Here is a 16,477-nt window from a genome sequence, read left to right as displayed (position 1 = left end):
CGGAAATGGCTTGAGGATGCCGGTGCGCCGATAGCCGCGGCGCTCATAAAAGGCAATGAGTTCGTTGCGCACATCGATCACGGTCATGCGCATGACCGGCAGCTGCCACTCGGTGGCGGCGATGCGCTCGCCCTCGGCCAGCAATGTCTTGCCGAGACCGCTGCCCTGCAGTGTCGGGTCGACCGCGAACATGCCGAAATACCCGGCGCCCGCATCGTCGGCGATGTGGGCACACGCCATCAGCCGGCCATCCTGCTCGACCAGCAACACCAGGCTGCGTTCACGCAGGATGTCCTGCCGCAGCACCGCCGGATCGATACGTGCGCCATCGAGAATGTCGGCCTCTGTGGTCCAGCCCACGCGGCTGCTGTCGCCGCGATAGGCCGAGGTCACCAACTGGACAAGGGCGTCGATGTCATCAACGGTGGCGGTGCGGAAAGTGGTGGTCTGCATGGGGGCAGTTTAGCGGGAATCGGGAATGGGTGATTCGGGATTCGGGATTCGGGGTTTGCTGGTGCTTGGTCGGTTGCATGTAGACATGTATGGCAGCCCCGCAATGCACGCAGGACCTGCTGGGCCATCCGCAACCAGTGCAGGCAAAGCCGGAGGAAGCAGAAGCGAGCCCCTCTCCCCCCGGGAGAGGGGTTGGGGTGAGGGTACGGAGCGAAGCGCTCGTGCAGTCGAACAACGCCAGGCTTTGCACGTACCCTCATCCGCCCCTTCGGGGTACCTTCTCCCGCCGGGAGAAGGAACTGCAATGCGGATCTCAGGGAACACGGTTCCCACGAATCCCAACCCCAATCCCGACAATCAACTCACCCAAGCAACGTCCGTACCTTCTTCAATGCCGCAACAAAGCGCTCGATCTCGTCGTGCGTGTTGTAGAACGCCAGCGAGGCGCGGCAGGTGGCCGCAACACCGTAGTACTGCAGCAGCGGATGTGCGCAGTGCTGGCCGGAGCGGACCGCGACGCCCTCCAGGTCGAGCAGGGTGGCCAGGTCGTGCGAATGTGCGCCGTCGATCAGGAACGACACCACGGCCGCCTTGTCCGGCGTGGTGCCGAAGATACGCAGGCCGTCGATCCGCTGCAGCTCTTCGGTGAAGTGCGCCAGCAGTTCGGCTTCGCGCGCTTCCACGTGGTCCAGACCGATCGACTCCAGATACTCCACGGCCGCGCCCAGGCCGATGAAACCGGCGATGTTGGGCGTGCCGGCTTCGAACTTGTGCGGGGCATCATTGAAAACGGTGTTCTCGAAGCTCACTTCCTTGATCATCTCGCCGCCGCCCAGAAATGGCGGCATGGCCTGCAGATGTTCGCGGCGTGCCCACAACGCGCCGGTACCGGTGGGGCCGCACATCTTGTGGCCGGTGATGGCATAGAAATCGCAGCCGATGCCGGCCACATCGATACGTCGATGCGGCGCCGCCTGCGAGCCGTCCACCACGCTGACGATGCCGCGCTTGCGCGCCTCGCGGCAGATCTCGCGCACCGGATTGACCGTGCCCAGCACATTGGACACATGCGTGATCGCCAGCAGCTTGACCTCGGGCGTCATCGCCTTGCGCAAGGCGTCCAGATCCAGCGCGCCATCGGGGGTGATTTCGGCCACACGGATGGTAGCGCCGGTGCGCTGGGCCACCAGCTGCCACGGCACGATGTTGGCATGGTGTTCCATGCGCGAGATCAGGATCACATCGCCGGCGCCCAGGCGCGGCAAGGCCCAGGAATAAGCGACCAGATTGATTGCGAAGGTCGTGCCGCTGCACAGCACCAATTCGTCGGCGCGCACGTTGAGAAAGCGCGCCAGCTTGCTGCGGGCGCCCTCGAACGCGTCAGTGGCTTCGCTGCCCAGCGCATGCACGGCGCGGCTGACGTTGGCGTTCTGACGGCGATAGAACTCATCGGTGGCCGCGATGACCTGCAGCGGCTTCTGCCCGGTGTTGGCGTTGTCGAAGTAGATCAGCGGCTTGCCGTGCACCTGCCGCATCAGCAGCGGGAAGTCAGAACGGACGCGCTCCCACTCCGGGGCGCTACCCGCAGCGCCGGCAGGCGCGTTCATGCCACACCCGCCGAATTCAGGGCGCGGTCCAGCTGCAAGGCCAGCACGGCGCTCAACGCCGTGGGCAGCACCCGTAGCGGCTCGTGGCAAAACGCGGCGCTGAGCAGGCGCTGTGCCTCGACCTGCGGCAGGCCGCGGGAGCGCAAATAGAACAAGGCGTTTTCGTCGAGCTGGCCGACCGTGGCGCCATGCGCAGCCTGCACTTCATCGGCATCGATCACCAGCACCGGCTGGGTGTCGATCTCGGCGTTGGCAGACAGCAACAGGTTCTTGTTGGACAGCCGCGCGTCGGTGCCGTCGGCGCCGGGCCGGATATGGATGCCGCCATGAAACACCAGGCGGCTGCGGTCGGCGCCGACACCCCGCCACACCAGCTCGCAGGCGGTATCGCGGGCGACATGGTCGATGCCCAGGCGCGTATCGACATGGCGGCGGCCGTTGCCCAGCAACACGCCGTTGGCGGTGAGCCGTGCATTGTTGCCTTCCAGGCGCACGTTGAGCTCGTGCCGCGACAGGCCGGCGCCCAGTTCCAGATCCACGCGCTGGTAGCGTGCATCGCGTGCGAGCACGGCATCGGTGCGCAGCAGCGAGGTCGCTTGCGCACTGTCGGCTTGCACGCGGGCATGCGACAGCGCCGCGTCCTGACCCAGGTGCACATGCATCACGCTGTTGTCCAGGTGCGCCGCGTCGCCGACGTGCAGATGGTGTTCGACCACGCTCAGTGCTGCGCCGGCCCGCAGTTCGATCAGATGGCGGTGATGCCAGGACAGATCGAGCTCGCCGGCCACGCTGACAAAGACGAGGTGCAGTGGCAGCGCGATCTGCGCGCCGTCGCGCACACGCACCAGCACGCCTTCGTCGGCAAGCGCGGCATTGAGGCGGGCGAAGATCTCGTCGCTGCCCTCGAAACGACGGCCGAGCAGATGCTGCGCGTCATCGCCTGCGGCGATCGAGGCGGACAAGGTGTCCAGCTGTACACCGTCCGGCAGGCTCGCCACCTCACTGAGCGCCGCCGACGGCCGTCCATTGACAAATACCAGCCGCGGCGTCGGAATGTCGTCCAGCACGGCGGCATCGACCAAGGTCGGTACCAGTGGCGCCGGGTGGAAACTGCGCCGTTCCAGCTGCCGCAGCGAGGTGTACTTCCATGCTTCGGCGCGCGGGCCGGGCAGACCGGACTGCAGCGCGGCATCCAGCTCGGCGCGGCGCGCATCGTCACCGCAGAAGCCGCGTGCCAGGGAGTCGAGCAGGGCGCTCATCAGGCGGCAACCTCGGGCACGACACGGTCCTTGAGGAAGTGATAGCCGTGTTTTTCCAGCTCCAGCGCCAGCTCCGGGCCGCCGCTCTGCACGATGCGGCCTTCGGCCAGCACATGCACCACGTCCGGCTTGATGTAGTCGAGCAGGCGCTGGTAGTGGGTGATCACCAGGAACGAGCGCTCCGGCGAGCGCAATGCGTTGACGCCGTCGGCCACGCTCTTAAGCGCATCGATGTCCAGGCCGGAGTCGGTCTCGTCCAGGATGGCGAGCTTGGGTTCGAGCACCGCCAGCTGGAAGATCTCGTTGCGCTTCTTTTCGCCGCCGGAGAACCCTTCGTTGACGCCGCGATGCAGCAGCTCGTCCTTCAGATGCAGTACGGCGAGCTTGTGGCGCACCAGCTTGAGGAACTGCATCGAGTCCAGCTCGTCCTCGCCACGTGCCTTGCGCTGCGCATTGAGTGCGGCACGCAGGAAGTAGGTGTTGTTGACGCCGGGGATCTCCACCGGGTACTGGAAGGCCAGAAACAGGCCGGCGGCGGCGCGTTCTTCCGGCGGCAGGTCGAGCAGGTCTTTGCCTTCGAACTGCACGCTGCCGGCGCTGACCTCATAGCCGTCGCGCCCGGCCAGCACATTACCCAGCGTGGATTTACCCGCGCCGTTGGGTCCCATGATGGCGTGCACCTGGCCCGGCTGGATGTCCAGCGATAGGCCCTTGAGGATGTCTTTGCCGGCGATGCTGGCGTGGAGGTTGTTGATCGTAAGCATGGGATTGGTTATTCGAAATTTGGGATTGGTAACAGCAGAAGAGCCAGGATGGCAGGGAGCGAGACTTTGCGAATCTCCAATCTCCAATGCCGAATCCCTGCAGGCAGCGTCAGCCGACGCTGCCTTCCAGGGAGACTTCCAGCAGCTTCTTGGCTTCCACCGCGAACTCCATCGGCAGCTCGCGGAACACCTGCTTGCAGAAGCCGTCGACGATCAGCGACACCGCGTCTTCCTGGCTGATGCCGCGCGCGCGGCAATAGAACAGCTGGTCGTCGCTGATCTTGGACGTGGTGGCCTCGTGCTCGACCGTGGCGCCCGGGTTCTTCACCTCGATATAGGGGAAGGTGTGCGCGCCGCACTGCTTGCCGATCAACAGCGAATCGCACTGGGTGTAGTTGCGTGCACCATCGGCGTTGCGGTCCACCTTGACCAGGCCGCGATAGGTGTTTTGCCCACGCCCGGCGCTGATGCCCTTGCTGACGATCTTGCTCTTGGTGCGCTTGCCGACGTGGATCATCTTGGTGCCGGTATCGGCCTGCTGACGGTGGTGCGTCAGCGCGACCGAATGGAACTCGCCCACCGAATCGTCGCCAAGCAGCACGCACGACGGGTACTTCCAGGTAATCGCCGAGCCGGTTTCGACCTGGGTCCAGGTCACCTTGCTGCGCGCGCCACGGCATTCGGCACGCTTGGTGACGAAGTTGTAGATGCCGCCAACACCATTCTCGTCGCCCGGGTACCAGTTCTGCACCGTCGAATACTTGATCTCGGCATCTTCCAGCGTCACCAGCTCCACCACGGCCGCATGCAGCTGGTTTTCATCGCGCATCGGCGCAGTGCAGCCTTCCAGGTACGACACGTAGGCCTTGTCCTCGCACACGATCAAGGTGCGCTCGAACTGGCCGGTGTGGCCGGCATTGATACGGAAATAGGTGCTCAGCTCCATCGGGCAACGCACACCCTTGGGAATGAACACGAAGCTGCCATCGGAAAACACGGCCGAGTTCAGCGCGGCGAAGTAGTTATCGCCCACCGGCACCACGCTGCCCAGATACTGCCGGACGATCTCAGGATGTTCCTTGATGGCCTCGGACATCGAGCAGAAGATCACGCCCTTTTCGGCCAGCTCCTTGCGGAACGTGGTGCCGACCGAGACCGAATCGAACACTGCGTCCACTGCAACACCGGCCAGCTTGGCACGCTCGTGCAGCGGTACCCCGAGCTTGTCGTAGGTGTCGAGCAGTTCCTTGGGCACCTCGTCCAGCGACGCGTACTTCGGGCCCTTGGGCGCGGAGTAATAGCTCAATGCCTGGAAATCGATCGGCGCGATGTTCAACTTCGCCCACTCCGGCATCGGCATCTTCAGCCAGTGGCGATACGCCTCCAGCCGCCAGTCGGTCATCCATTGCGGCTCGTCCTTTTTGGCCGACAGCGCAATGATGGTGTCTTCGTCCAGGCCGGGCGGGAGCGAATCGGACTCGATCGCGGTGATGAAGCCGGCGTCGTAACGTCGGCCCAGCCGTTCGAGGATCTGTGCGTTCTGCGGGGGAGCTAGTTCGGTGGCCATCGGGCTGCCTACAGGTCAGGTGGTCGCGACGCGTGCGGCGATGGAACGCCGACGGCTGTCGCCAGGGAGAGAGAGGGGCTGCAACATCTGCGCGAGCGTGACCCGACGCAAGGCGTCGCCGACCACGTCGTTGATCAGGCGCCAGTTGGAGCGCACCCCGCAGGTCTGCGCGATGCCGCACTGGCTATGGTCCTGGCTGCATTCGGTAATCGCCAACGGGCCTTCCATGGCCTCGACGATTTCCACCAGGGTGATCTGGCTGGCCGCGCGCGCCAGTCGGTAGCCGCCATGCACGCCTCGCAGGCCTTCGACCAGACCGGCCTGCGACAACGGCTTGAGGATCTTGCTCACGGTCGGCGCTTCCAGGCCTGCCTGTTCGGCCAGCTCGCTGGCGCTGAGGACCTCGCCACACCGGGCGGCAAGCACGGTCAGCACGACAGTGGCGTAATCGGTGAGTTTGGTGACGCGCAACATGAAGGACGGAACACCTTAAAGCGGACCGAAATTGTACTCTTTTGGCGCGGGCAGGGCCAACTGCCCGGTTCAGCCCCCGGCAAGCACCCGGCGTTGCGGCAGCGGGTGCGCTTGTGCTTGGCGCATGAGCGCGCTGCGGTCACAATGAGCGACCCCCTCTCCGGACCCTTACATGTCGCGCAAAGTTGCCGCCCGCAAGTCACGTATCCACGGCAATGGCATGTTCGCCCTCGCCCCGCTCCGCAAGGGCGAGCGCATCATTCAATACAAGGGACGCCTGCGCACGCATGCCGAAGTGGATGCAGACGATACCGGCGATGTGGAAAGCGGCCACACCTTCCTGTTCACGCTCAGCGACGATTACGTGCTGGACGCCAACTACGAAGGCAACGTCGCACGCTGGATCAACCACAGCTGCAATCCCAATTGCGAAGCGGTGATCGAGGAAGCCGAAGGCGACGACCGTCGCAAGGACAAGATCTTCATCGAGGCCAAGCGTGCCATCAAGGCCGGCGAGGAGCTCACCTACAACTACGGCATCACCTTGAGCGAGCGCCACACCCCGCGTCTGAAGAAGATCTGGGAATGCCGCTGCGGCTCCAAGAACTGCACCGGCACGATGCTGCAGCCCAAGCGCTGACCGCACAGGCGGACACCGCGCGCTGACGCGCCGCATACATCGGTTCACAGGTGCGCAACGGCACGCTGCCTAGGGTGCGGGCTTCTTTGAAGAGGAGCCCACACATGTCGTATTCGCTCTCTGGCAAAAACGTCGCCGTGCTGGCGACCGATGGTTTCGAACAATCCGAGCTGACGGAGCCCAAGCGCCTGCTGGAATCCTGGGGCGCCAAGGTCGATGTGATCGCGCCAGGCGACAGCGCCACGATCCGTGCCTGGAACCATACCGATTGGGGCGATTCGGTCGCCGTCGACCGGTCGCTCGCACAGGCAACGCCGAACAGCTATGACGCCCTGGTCCTGCCCGGCGGCGTGCTCAATCCCGATACGCTGCGCACCGATGCGCAGGCGATTGCCTTCATTCGCGCCTTCGCCACGGCGCACAAGCCAGTGGCCGCGATCTGCCATGGTCCATGGCTGTTGCTGGAGAGCGACCTGGTACGCGACCGCAATGTCACCTCCTGGCCATCGGTCAAGACCGATCTGACCAATGCCGGCGCGCGCTGGCAGGATGCCGAAGTGGTGGTGGACGGGCAGCTGATCACCAGCCGCAAGCCGGACGACATTCCGGCATTCAGCGCCGCCGTGGCCACGGCGCTATCCGCATAAGGGTGCGCGTTGCCGGTGGCAGCACGCATGCAAAGGCCCGGCGCTGGTGCGTCGGGCCTTTGTGTGGACGCCTGCGTTGCGCAGGGCAGGTTGATCGGCACTGCACGGAGAAGCGTGTGGCTTATTTGCCCGAGAGTGCCGCCGCCGGCACCAGCTGTTCGATGTTCTGGTTGAAGTTGACGGCGACCCGCCCATTCTGGATGCCGACCGATTCCACCTGGACGGCGCCCATCACCGCCGCGATCGACGGGTCGATGCGGTAAATCGGCTCCTTGCGCGCATAGTCCCCCAGCCAGGTGTTGAGCAGCTGGCGGGTGCTGTGGTCGAGTTTTGCGCCGGCATGGGCCGGACGGAAATCGTCGATGCTGGGCTGGTCGAGATAGAAGCCTTGCTTGGCGACGTCGTAGCGCAGCGCGCTGGTCAGGGTCACGTTGCCCACCGGCGATGGCGCCCCGCCGGCAGTGGCCACCGCCAGATCGAACGCCATCTTGAGCCGGTCGCCCGGCGGCAGTGACAGCGCGGGATTGCTGACCGTCATTTCGACCAGGCCGCCGAGCGTGTCGTGCGTCTGCGGAAAGCGGCCGCCGAGATACTGCTGCAAGTCGCTGGCCTGCACGCTGATCTGACGGCCCTGGATCTGCGGCGCTGCCCAGGCACCGGTGGCGGGAAGTGCCAAGGCAAGGGCGAGCACGGATCCGGTAAGCGAACGCAGTTTCATCGAGTGACTCCGGCAACAGGTGACACAACCTTAGTCAGCGCCGGTGAACCACGGGTTAGCGCAGCACCGGCTGCAGCGTGGCCGAGTAGATTTCCCAGCGGTCGCTGCCGGCACGTGGTTGCAAGCGGAACGCGCCCACCAACTGTTGCGTGCCGGACCGGGTGCGGACGGTGATGCGCACGGGCACCTCGATCTGTCGTGGCGGATGCTGCTGATCCAGCGGCAGCGGCGGGTCGTTCATGATCCGCATCGACTGGATGTCGCTCATGCCGCGCAGGACCGCATCGTCGGGCACCGGCGCCGGGCGCCCGCCCGTCCACAGCGCATCGGCATCGGCGCGTGCCGCACCGGGCAGCGCGCCCAGGTAACGCTGCACGGTGGCGCTTGCTTCTGCAAACGCGGCGCGTGCCTGTGCATCGTCGGGATCCTCGGTAGGCGCGGGCGCTGGAGTACCCGGAGCGGCGTGGATGGCCGCCTGCTCCATGGCATCAGCCTGGTGCGAGGATGGTGGAGGGGCCGCGGTTTCCTGCTCTGCGGTGCGCTGACAACTGCAGCCGGCAAGTGCGGCCACTGACATGACGATTGCAATCCAGCGCATGGCGCGTCCCCATCCCCGATGCGCGCAGTGTAGCGGCGCAGTGCACCGCGCAGGTGCTCAGGCGCCTGGCTGTACGCGTTGCAGGCGCTCGAGCAGGAGCTGCAGTTTTGGTCGCAACGCGTCGAGCGCGTCGCTGGGTTGGGCACGCGGGCGAGCGGCCAGATCCTCCAGCAGCTGCGAGCCCACCGTCAACGCGGCGCATTCGTCGCTGCTCAGGTCGCGGCGCAGGTGCAGTTCTTCGAGCAGGCGCATCCAGTCCGCCCGCGAGCGCTGTTCGAACTCGATGGTGCAGCGGTCATCGCACGGGCGTCCGTCGTTTTCGATGGGCGTGACCGTAATGCGGTAGCGTTTTCGGGACATGGTGGTCGCGTCACTCCTGGACTGACGCCACCATAGGGGCAGCCCGCCGCGCGCTCGAGAGCGCGGGCCATGACGCAGTGTTCCAGCGCGCTCAGTCGGCAGGCGGCGGTGGGGTTTGACGCAGCAGCGGCAGTGGATCGTACGCACCGTTGCGTCCATAGACACCAAAGTGCAGATGCGGCGGCGTGCCGCGCGCATTGCCGGTGGTGCCGACCATGCCCAGCTGCGTGCCAGGCTCGACCACATCGCCCACCGCCAGGCCTGCCGCCCAATCGTCCAGATGCGCGTAATAGTGCCGCTCCATCGCCGGGCCGAGTAGCCAGACCTGCTTGCCGCCCAGGCCCTGGTCGCGGATGGCGCTGACCACGCCGCGCGTGGCTGCCAGTACCGGCGTGCCACGTGGCGCAAAGATGTCCACGCCTGCATGGGTGCGATCGCGGCCGCGCGGTGCGCCAAACGTATCGGCGATGTGTCGCGCACGCACGTCCTTGACCGGGATGGCCAGGCGCTCCGGCGGTGGCATCCGCGACAACTCCCAGGTAGTGCGCAGTTGTGTTGCGATCGGCAATTGCCACGCCCAACGTGCGGCGACTGCCAGGACACACAGCGCGGCGATCCACAGCAAGAAGCGGCGAAGCCGGCGTGCGGGGCTGGAGCTTGGAGTGGCTGAGGTCACGAAAGATGCTGCTTGCAGGGACGCCGGCCAGGGTAGGGGAGCGGCGATGAGCGAGGTGTGTGGTGGGTGCGGCACTGCATTGACGTCATGATGTGCGCAAAAAAAAGACGGCCCGAAGGCCGTCCCGATGACACCGGATGCGCGCTGGATCAGAGCGCGGCGTCTTTCAGCTTCTTCAGTGGGCGAACCTTGACCTTACGGGTTGCGGCCTTGGCAGCAAAGATCTGCTCTTCCTTGGTGAAGGGGTTGATGCCCTTGCGCTTCGGCTTGGCCGGCACGTTGACCGAGGTGATCTTGAGCATGCCCGGCAGGGTGAAGCTGCCGACGCCCTTCTTGTTCAACGAGGAATGCGCAGCGGCTTCCAGCGACGCCAGCACGGCGCGCACGTCCTTCGGAGCCAGCTGGGTGGATTCGGCGATGTGGGCGACCAGGCCGGTCTTGCTCAGGGCTTCCTTGATCGGCTTCGGCGCGGCCGACGTAGCGGCCTTGGCCGGCTTCGCAGTCTTGGTGGCGGCGACCTTTTTCACTGCCTTCTTGGGGGCAGCCTTCTTAGCGGCGGTTTTTGCCATGAGGTATACGTTCCGTATTCGTTGGTGGTGTTGGGTCTGCCGACCCAGTCGGCAACGCGAAATGTAGGGCAACTGCTGCGCGCCGCCAATAGGCAAACCATGAAACAACACGAAAAAAGCGTCTTTCGACGGGGATTCGTTCACCGGCGGCGCAAAACGCCGACAGAAACGCAGTGCTCGACGCACACGGCGCACGTGTTGGTGCGGCATCTGATGCAGGGCAGCAGGTGGTTTGCGCAGGCAGGTGTGCGTGTTTGCGCGCATGGGGAGCACGCATCGATTGCGCTTCGGTCGGCATTGGGTGGCATGCGCTGCAACGAGCGATGGCGAAGCGGCCTTGCGTGCGTGCTCGCAGCGTCCATTGGCATCGATTGCAGGGACGGTGAACGGGATGTGCGTTGAAGGCCCGCAACCGGCACCGATGCCGTGGCGATGCTGGATGCGGCCGGCGAGTCGCTGCCGTTGGCGTTACCGGCGGATCGCGCGGCGGCATCGCCGCGGTCGATGCCGCCGCGGACCTGTTGTGAGGTTAGTCGTCGGCAGCCGACAAGCTGCGGCCGCGCTCGGTCGCCGCCGCGATGGCTTTGGCAGTCAACGCTTCGAAACCGCCCGCCTGGAAGGTCTCGATGGCCGCTTGCGTGGTGCCGTTGGGCGAGGTCACGCGGCGGCGGAGCAGCTCCGGTGCTTCGCCTGATTCGGTGAGCATGCGCGATGCGCCGAGCAGGGTTTGCAGCACCAGCGTGCGTGCGGTGTCGGCCGGCAGGCCCTGCGCCTGCGCTGCGGCTTCCATGGCTTCGGCCAGCAGAAACACGTACGCCGGCCCGCTGCCGGAAACCGCCGTCACTGCATCCATCTGTGCTTCGTCTTCGATCCACACGGTGACGCCGGCGCTCTCCAGCAGGCCGGTCGCGTGCGCACGCTGCGCATCGGACACGCGCGCGGTGGCGTACAGACCGGCCACGCCGGCGCCAAGCAGTGCGGGCGTGTTGGGCATTGCGCGCACCACTGCCACATCGCCACCGGACCAGCGCTGCAGCTGCGTGGCGGTGATGCCGGCGGCGATCGACAGCAGCAGCGGCTGCTGTGCCTGCGCGAGGTCGGCCAGTTGCGCACACACGGCCGGCATGACCTGTGGCTTGACCGCGAGCACCCAGGTGGCTGCGCCGTCGGCCGCCGCCTCTGCGTCGGCGACCACCGCCACGCCGAAATCGCGCGACAGCGCGGCACGCAGGTCGGCGACCGGCTCGGCGACGCGGATGTCGGCTGCCGGTGTGCCTTGCCGGATCAGTCCGGCGATCAGGCTGCGTGCCATGTTGCCGCCGCCGATGAACGCGATGGGCGCGGCGTGGGCGGACGATGGCGCAGGCGAAACGGGCAGGGGCATCGTGGTCACTCCGGTCATAAGAATAGGTGTGGCGTTGCGCAGATCAGGCGGCGGTGTCGGTCAGCGGCGCTCGCGTACCGAACAGCGCCGTGCCGACGCGCACCATGGTGGCACCGGCCGCGATCGCTTCGGCGAAGTCGGCGCTCATGCCCATCGACAAGGTGTCCACTTGCCGGTGCGCCTGCCGCAGCTGGGCGAACAGGGACTGCATGCGCGCAAACGCCTCGGCGCGCCGCGCCTGCTCCGGGAACGGCGCCGGGATTGCCATCAGCCCGCGTAGCTGCAGACGCGGTTGCAGGGCGATCGCTTCGGCCAGGCTGTCGATCGCTTCGGGTGCGCATCCATGCTTGCTGTCCTCATCGTCGATATTGACCTGGATCAGCACCTTCAACGGCGCGCGGTCGTCCGGCCGGTGGCGCGCCAGCAGCGGAATCAGCTTGGGGCGATCCACCGTCTGCACCCAGTCGAAACACTGGCTGGCGACATCGGCCTTGTTGGATTGCAGGTGGCCGATGAGATGCCATTCCAGGCCCAGCTCGCGCAGGGCAGCAATCTTGGCCTGCGCTTCCTGCACGTAGTTTTCGCCGAAGGCGCGCTGCCCCTGGGCAGCCAGTGCGGCCACCGCTTCGGCGGGTTTGGTCTTGGACACCGCGAGCAGACGGACATCGGAGCGCGCATGCGCCGCCGCCGCCGCGTGGATGGCCTCGAGGATCTGCTGCAGCGACGAAACCGGCACGTGGCATTCCAGAAAGGACGGGAGCGCTAGTGTGCCGGCGCGGCTGGCTTCCTTCCAGGGCGTTGCGTGCCTGGCACGTGCGCCCAGGCCGGCGCGCAGGTGTGTTCCCGCAGCCGAGGCGACGTGCGTGGCAGCGGGGTTGGCCAGGCCAGGCAAGCCGTTCGCAAGCAGGTGCCGGGCCCGCCCTTGCCCGAAAGACAACGCCTTCAGCCCTGGGCGGCCGTGCCGACCTGAACTGGTGGCGGGCCGCTTCCCGCTGGCACCCGGAACGCTATACTGCCGGCCGGGGAGTACCTTCCAATCGCAGCCTAGGGGAAAAGCAGCGCATGGATATCGCTGAACTATTGGCGTTTTCCGTCAAGAACAAGGCATCGGACCTGCACCTGTCTGCAGGGCTGCCGCCGATGATCCGTGTCGATGGCGATGTCCGCCGCATCAATATTCCGGCGCTGGACCACAAGCAGGTGCATGCGCTGGTCTACGACATCATGTCGGACAAGCAGCGTCGCGATTACGAAGAATTCCTCGAAGTCGACTTCTCGTTCGAGATTCCGTCGCTGGCGCGCTTCCGCGTCAATGCGTTTAACCAGAACCGCGGCGCCGGTGCGGTGTTCCGTACCATTCCCTCCGAAGTGCTGACGCTGGAAGACCTGGGCTGCCCGCCGATCTTCCGCCAGCTGATCGACCAGCCGCAGGGCCTGATCCTGGTCACCGGCCCGACCGGGTCGGGCAAGTCGACCACGCTGGCCGGCATGATCGACTACATCAACAAGAACGAATACGGCCACATCCTCACTGTTGAGGACCCGATCGAATTCGTGCACACCTCGCAGAAGTGCCTGATCAACCAGCGTGAAGTGCACCGCGACACGCACGGCTTCAACGAGGCGCTGCGCTCGGCGTTGCGCGAAGACCCGGACATCATCCTGGTGGGCGAATTGCGCGACCTGGAGACCATCCGCCTGGCGCTCACCGCCGCGGAAACCGGCCACCTGGTGTTCGGCACCCTGCACACCAGCTCGGCGGCCAAGACCATCGACCGCATCATCGACGTGTTCCCGGCCGGCGAAAAGCCGATGGTGCGCTCGATGCTGTCCGAGTCGCTGCGGGCTGTCATTTCGCAGGCGCTGCTGAAGAAGGTGGGCGGCGGCCGTACCGCCGCCTGGGAAATCATGGTCGGCACCCCGGCCATCCGTAACCTGATCCGCGAGGACAAGGTGGCGCAGATGTATTCCTCGATCCAGACCGGCCAGCAATACGGCATGCAGACGCTGGACCAGCATCTGCAGGACCTGGTCAAGCGCAGCCTGATCACGCGCAACCAGGCGCGCGAGTACGCGAAGGACAAGCGGATATTCGAGTAGCCGGGATTTGGGATTCGGGATTGGGGATTCGCAACGGCGATTTCCCTGACCGGACCCCGCTCTTGCGAATCCCGAATCTCCACTCCCGAATCCCCGCTCCCGAGGAGCACGCCATGAGCACCATCGACTTCACCTCCTTCCTCAAGCTGATGGCGCATCAGAAGGCGTCGGACCTGTTCATCACCTCCGGGATGCCGCCGGCGATCAAGGTGCATGGCAAGATCAGCCCGATCACGCAGACACCGTTGACCGCGCAGCAAAGCCGCGACCTGGTGTTGAACGTGATGACGCCGTCGCAGCGCGAAGAGTTCGAAAAGACCCACGAGTGCAACTTCGCCATCGGGGTGTCCGGGGTCGGGCGTTTCCGTGTGAGCTGCTTCTACCAGCGCAACCAGGTGGGCATGGTGCTGCGCCGGATCGAGACGCGCATTCCCACCGTGGAAGAGCTGAGCCTGCCGCCGGTGATCAAGACGCTGGCGATGACCAAGCGCGGCATCATCATCTTCGTCGGCGCCACCGGTACCGGTAAATCGACCTCGCTGGCGGCGATGATCGGCTACCGCAACCAGAATTCCACCGGGCACATCATCACCATCGAGGACCCGATCGAATTCGTGCACAAGCACGAAGGCTGCATCATCACCCAGCGCGAAGTGGGCATTGATACCGACAGCTGGGAAAACGCGCTGAAAAACACCCTGCGCCAGGCGCCGGACGTGATCATGATCGGCGAGGTGCGTACCCGCGAGGGCATGGATCACGCCGTGGCCTTTGCCGAAACCGGCCACCTGGTGCTGTGCACGCTGCACGCCAACAACGCCAACCAGGCGATGGACCGCATCATCAACTTCTTCCCGGAAGACCGGCGCAACCAGCTGTTGATGGATCTGTCGCTCAATCTCAAGGGCGTGGTCGCGCAGCAGCTGATTCCGACCCCGGATGGTCGCGGCCGGCGCGTGGCGATGGAGATCATGCTGGGCACGCCGCTGGTGCAGGACTACATCCGCGACGGCGAGATCCACAAGCTCAAGGAGATCATGAAGGAGTCCACCAACCTGGGCATGCGCACCTTCGATCAGAGCCTGTTCGAGCTCTACCAGGCCGGCGAGATCAGCTACGAAGACGCCTTGCGCTACGCTGATTCGCAAAACGAGGTGCGTTTGCGCATCAAGCTGTCGCAGGGCGGCGATGCCAAGACCTTGTCGCAGGGCCTGGATGGCGTGGAGATTGCCGAAGTTCGCTGAGGCACTGCGGAGGGCGTGCCGATGCGCACGCACGTCGAACGCCAGTGGCGGCCCGCTGGGCGCGCCCGGCACCGCCAGTGCGGTGCTGCCGCGCCGGCCGCGCGTGATGACTGAGGGATGTGGCGCACGCCAACGTGGTCGGCGGCCACGGTAAGCGCGCCGATCGGCGACGCTGGATGCCGCGCGCGTCGGGCACTGCGGTTTCAGATGTAACCGCGCCAGCCGATAGTGTCTAATAACGCACCCCACTGCAGTGCCCAAGCCCGTGAGCCTTCCCGATTCCGATCTGCGTCCGGAGCAAGAACCGTTGCCCGATGACGGTGCCGTGGTCACGTCCGGCCCGCTGACGCCACCGCCGGATTCAGCCGGGACCGTCGCCGACGACCAGGCGTATCACCACTCGGTGGCCGAAGATGCCCAGGGCATGGTGCTGGCGACGCTGGTCGCGTCGCTGGGCCTGGCGATCTTTGCCAAGGGCGGGCTGATGATCGGCGGCATGGCCGGCGTGGCGTTCCTGCTGCACTACGCCCTGCACTGGAATTTCGGCCTGGTGTTCGTGCTGGTCAACCTGCCGTTCTACTGGCTGAGCGTGCGTCGCATGGGCTGGGAATTCACCTTGAAGACCTTCGCGGCGGTCGGCGCCTGCGGCGCGCTGACCAACCTGTTGCCACGCTGGGCCGACTATGCGCACATGAGTACCGCGTTTTCGGCGATCGTTGGCGGCGCGCTGTCCGGGCTGGGCATCCTGTTCTTCATCCGTCACCGCGGCAGCCTGGGCGGAATCGGCATCCTGGCCGTGTACCTGCAGCGCGAGCGTGGCTGGAGCGCGGGCAAGGTGCAGATGAGCTTCGATGCGATGTTGATGCTGGTGGCATTTGCCATCCTCACCCCGGACAAGGTGCTGTATTCGGCCCTGGGCGCCTTGATGCTCAGTCTGGTGCTGATGTTCAACCATCGCCCGCATCGCTACATGGGCGTGTGATCGGCACACGCGTCAGACGCCGCCCGCGCGCGCCGGGCAATCGGTCGGCAGGTGCAGGCGTTGCAGCAGGCCGCGCGCGTCGAACGGGGCGTGTACCTTCATGTCGTTGTCGAAGTAGCAATACACATCGCGCGTGGCGCGTTTGCGCGCGCGCGGACCTGCACGGACTGCATCGTACGGCTCGCTGCCATGCGCCCAGGCGTCGATGCGCGCGGCCCAGCGGTCCAGCGCGCTGTCGCTGTAGCCGCTGGCATAGAGCTGCGCATCGCCATGCAGGCGCAGGTAGACGAAGTCCGCACTCACGTCCTCCAGATACGGGAACTTGCCTGCTGTGTCGGCCACCACCACCGCCACCTTGTGACGGCGCAGCAGGCGCATGCAGGCGGGATCGCAGAAACTGGCGTGGCGCACCTCCAGCGCATGACGGATCGGCCG

General features: G+C 65.6%; 19 protein-coding genes. 5 read left to right on the top strand and 14 right to left on the bottom strand.

Translation table 11 applies throughout. From position 1 onward, the window contains the following. From OZ10_RS18410 to OZ10_RS18385, 6 genes are all read right to left on the bottom strand, one after another. Positions 1-453: GNAT family N-acetyltransferase (locus OZ10_RS18410; RefSeq protein ID WP_039566429.1), on the bottom strand; the 453-nt coding region annotated here is incomplete at its 3' end. Positions 454-815: 362 nt separating this feature from the next. Continuing rightward, complete coding sequence (locus OZ10_RS18405; protein WP_039404712.1) at positions 816-2,060, bottom strand: cysteine desulfurase; 1,245 nt, start codon at positions 2,058-2,060, stop codon at positions 816-818. Further along, a complete protein-coding gene (sufD, locus tag OZ10_RS18400) occupies positions 2,057-3,319 on the bottom strand; it encodes a Fe-S cluster assembly protein SufD (protein WP_039566427.1) in 1,263 nt (420 codons plus the stop codon). Before sufD ends, OZ10_RS18405 begins: the two co-directional genes overlap by 4 nt. Continuing rightward, positions 3,319-4,083 (bottom strand): Fe-S cluster assembly ATPase SufC, encoded by a 765-nt coding sequence (gene sufC, locus OZ10_RS18395; RefSeq protein WP_039566424.1) that lies wholly within the window; start codon positions 4,081-4,083, stop codon positions 3,319-3,321. The genes sufD and sufC overlap by 1 nt, the downstream gene beginning before the upstream one ends. Positions 4,084-4,192: 109 nt before the next feature. Continuing rightward, a complete protein-coding gene (sufB, locus tag OZ10_RS18390) occupies positions 4,193-5,650 on the bottom strand; it encodes a Fe-S cluster assembly protein SufB (RefSeq protein WP_039404720.1) in 1,458 nt (485 codons plus the stop codon). 15 nt (positions 5,651-5,665) lie between these two features. Next, entirely contained in the window at positions 5,666-6,124 is a 459-nt protein-coding gene (locus tag OZ10_RS18385; protein WP_039404723.1) for an SUF system Fe-S cluster assembly regulator, read from the bottom strand. A 172-nt stretch (positions 6,125-6,296) separates the two neighbouring features. Here OZ10_RS18385 and OZ10_RS18380 point away from each other — a divergent pair, with 172 nt between their 5' ends. Beyond that, on the top strand, positions 6,297-6,764 hold the full coding sequence (locus OZ10_RS18380; protein ID WP_039404726.1) for an SET domain-containing protein: 468 nt from the start codon (positions 6,297-6,299) through the stop codon (positions 6,762-6,764). A 104-nt stretch (positions 6,765-6,868) separates the two neighbouring features. Then, positions 6,869-7,411: a type 1 glutamine amidotransferase domain-containing protein gene (locus tag OZ10_RS18375; RefSeq protein WP_039566422.1), complete on the top strand. Its 543-nt coding sequence runs from the start codon at positions 6,869-6,871 to the stop codon at positions 7,409-7,411. 121 nt (positions 7,412-7,532) lie between these two features. Here OZ10_RS18375 and OZ10_RS18370 read toward each other — a convergent pair whose 3' ends face one another. The 7 genes from OZ10_RS18370 to OZ10_RS18340 all read right to left on the bottom strand — a co-directional run bounded on the left by OZ10_RS18370 (position 7,533) and on the right by OZ10_RS18340 (position 12,452). Continuing rightward, entirely contained in the window at positions 7,533-8,129 is a 597-nt protein-coding gene (locus OZ10_RS18370; protein ID WP_039566421.1) for a YceB family lipoprotein, read from the bottom strand. 55 nt (positions 8,130-8,184) lie between these two features. Further along, a complete protein-coding gene (locus OZ10_RS21690; RefSeq protein WP_228888442.1) occupies positions 8,185-8,613 on the bottom strand; it encodes a hypothetical protein in 429 nt (142 codons plus the stop codon). Between the two features lie 171 nt (positions 8,614-8,784). Beyond that, positions 8,785-9,087 (bottom strand): DUF3861 family protein, encoded by a 303-nt coding sequence (locus tag OZ10_RS18360; protein WP_039404739.1) that lies wholly within the window; start codon positions 9,085-9,087, stop codon positions 8,785-8,787. Positions 9,088-9,178: 91 nt separating this feature from the next. Continuing rightward, on the bottom strand, positions 9,179-9,763 hold the full coding sequence (locus OZ10_RS18355; RefSeq protein WP_081419656.1) for a M23 family metallopeptidase: 585 nt from the start codon (positions 9,761-9,763) through the stop codon (positions 9,179-9,181). 149 nt (positions 9,764-9,912) lie between these two features. Next, positions 9,913-10,332, bottom strand: a complete 420-nt coding sequence (locus OZ10_RS18350; protein ID WP_039404742.1) for an HU family DNA-binding protein — start codon at positions 10,330-10,332, stop codon at positions 9,913-9,915. A 529-nt stretch (positions 10,333-10,861) separates the two neighbouring features. Further along, positions 10,862-11,716, bottom strand: a complete 855-nt coding sequence (gene proC / locus OZ10_RS18345; protein ID WP_039566433.1) for a pyrroline-5-carboxylate reductase — start codon at positions 11,714-11,716, stop codon at positions 10,862-10,864. A 43-nt stretch (positions 11,717-11,759) separates the two neighbouring features. Continuing rightward, a complete protein-coding gene (locus OZ10_RS18340; RefSeq protein WP_039566420.1) occupies positions 11,760-12,452 on the bottom strand; it encodes a YggS family pyridoxal phosphate-dependent enzyme in 693 nt (230 codons plus the stop codon). Positions 12,453-12,778: 326 nt separating this feature from the next. On the opposite strand from OZ10_RS18340, the gene OZ10_RS18335 reads away from it, so the two are divergent. The 3 genes from OZ10_RS18335 (at position 12,779) to OZ10_RS18325 (ending at position 16,042) form a co-directional block, all read left to right on the top strand. Beyond that, entirely contained in the window at positions 12,779-13,816 is a 1,038-nt protein-coding gene (locus OZ10_RS18335; protein ID WP_003489919.1) for a type IV pilus twitching motility protein PilT, read from the top strand. Positions 13,817-13,929: 113 nt separating this feature from the next. Continuing rightward, positions 13,930-15,060 (top strand): PilT/PilU family type 4a pilus ATPase, encoded by a 1,131-nt coding sequence (locus OZ10_RS18330; RefSeq protein ID WP_039404792.1) that lies wholly within the window; start codon positions 13,930-13,932, stop codon positions 15,058-15,060. Between the two features lie 307 nt (positions 15,061-15,367). Next, a complete protein-coding gene (locus OZ10_RS18325) occupies positions 15,368-16,042 on the top strand; it encodes a YitT family protein (protein ID WP_039566430.1) in 675 nt (224 codons plus the stop codon). Positions 16,043-16,054: 12 nt separating this feature from the next. Here OZ10_RS18325 and OZ10_RS18320 read toward each other — a convergent pair. Next, the coding region (locus tag OZ10_RS18320; protein ID WP_039566418.1) for a DUF72 domain-containing protein at positions 16,055-16,477 on the bottom strand (423 nt) is incomplete at its 5' end.

It is taken from the genome of Xanthomonas cannabis pv. cannabis (genome assembly GCF_000802365.1).
GTDB classification, from domain to species: domain Bacteria; phylum Pseudomonadota; class Gammaproteobacteria; order Xanthomonadales; family Xanthomonadaceae; genus Xanthomonas; species Xanthomonas cannabis.
Note: the sequence above shows the minus strand (reverse complement) of the source record. Positions and strands in the feature narration are given on the sequence as shown.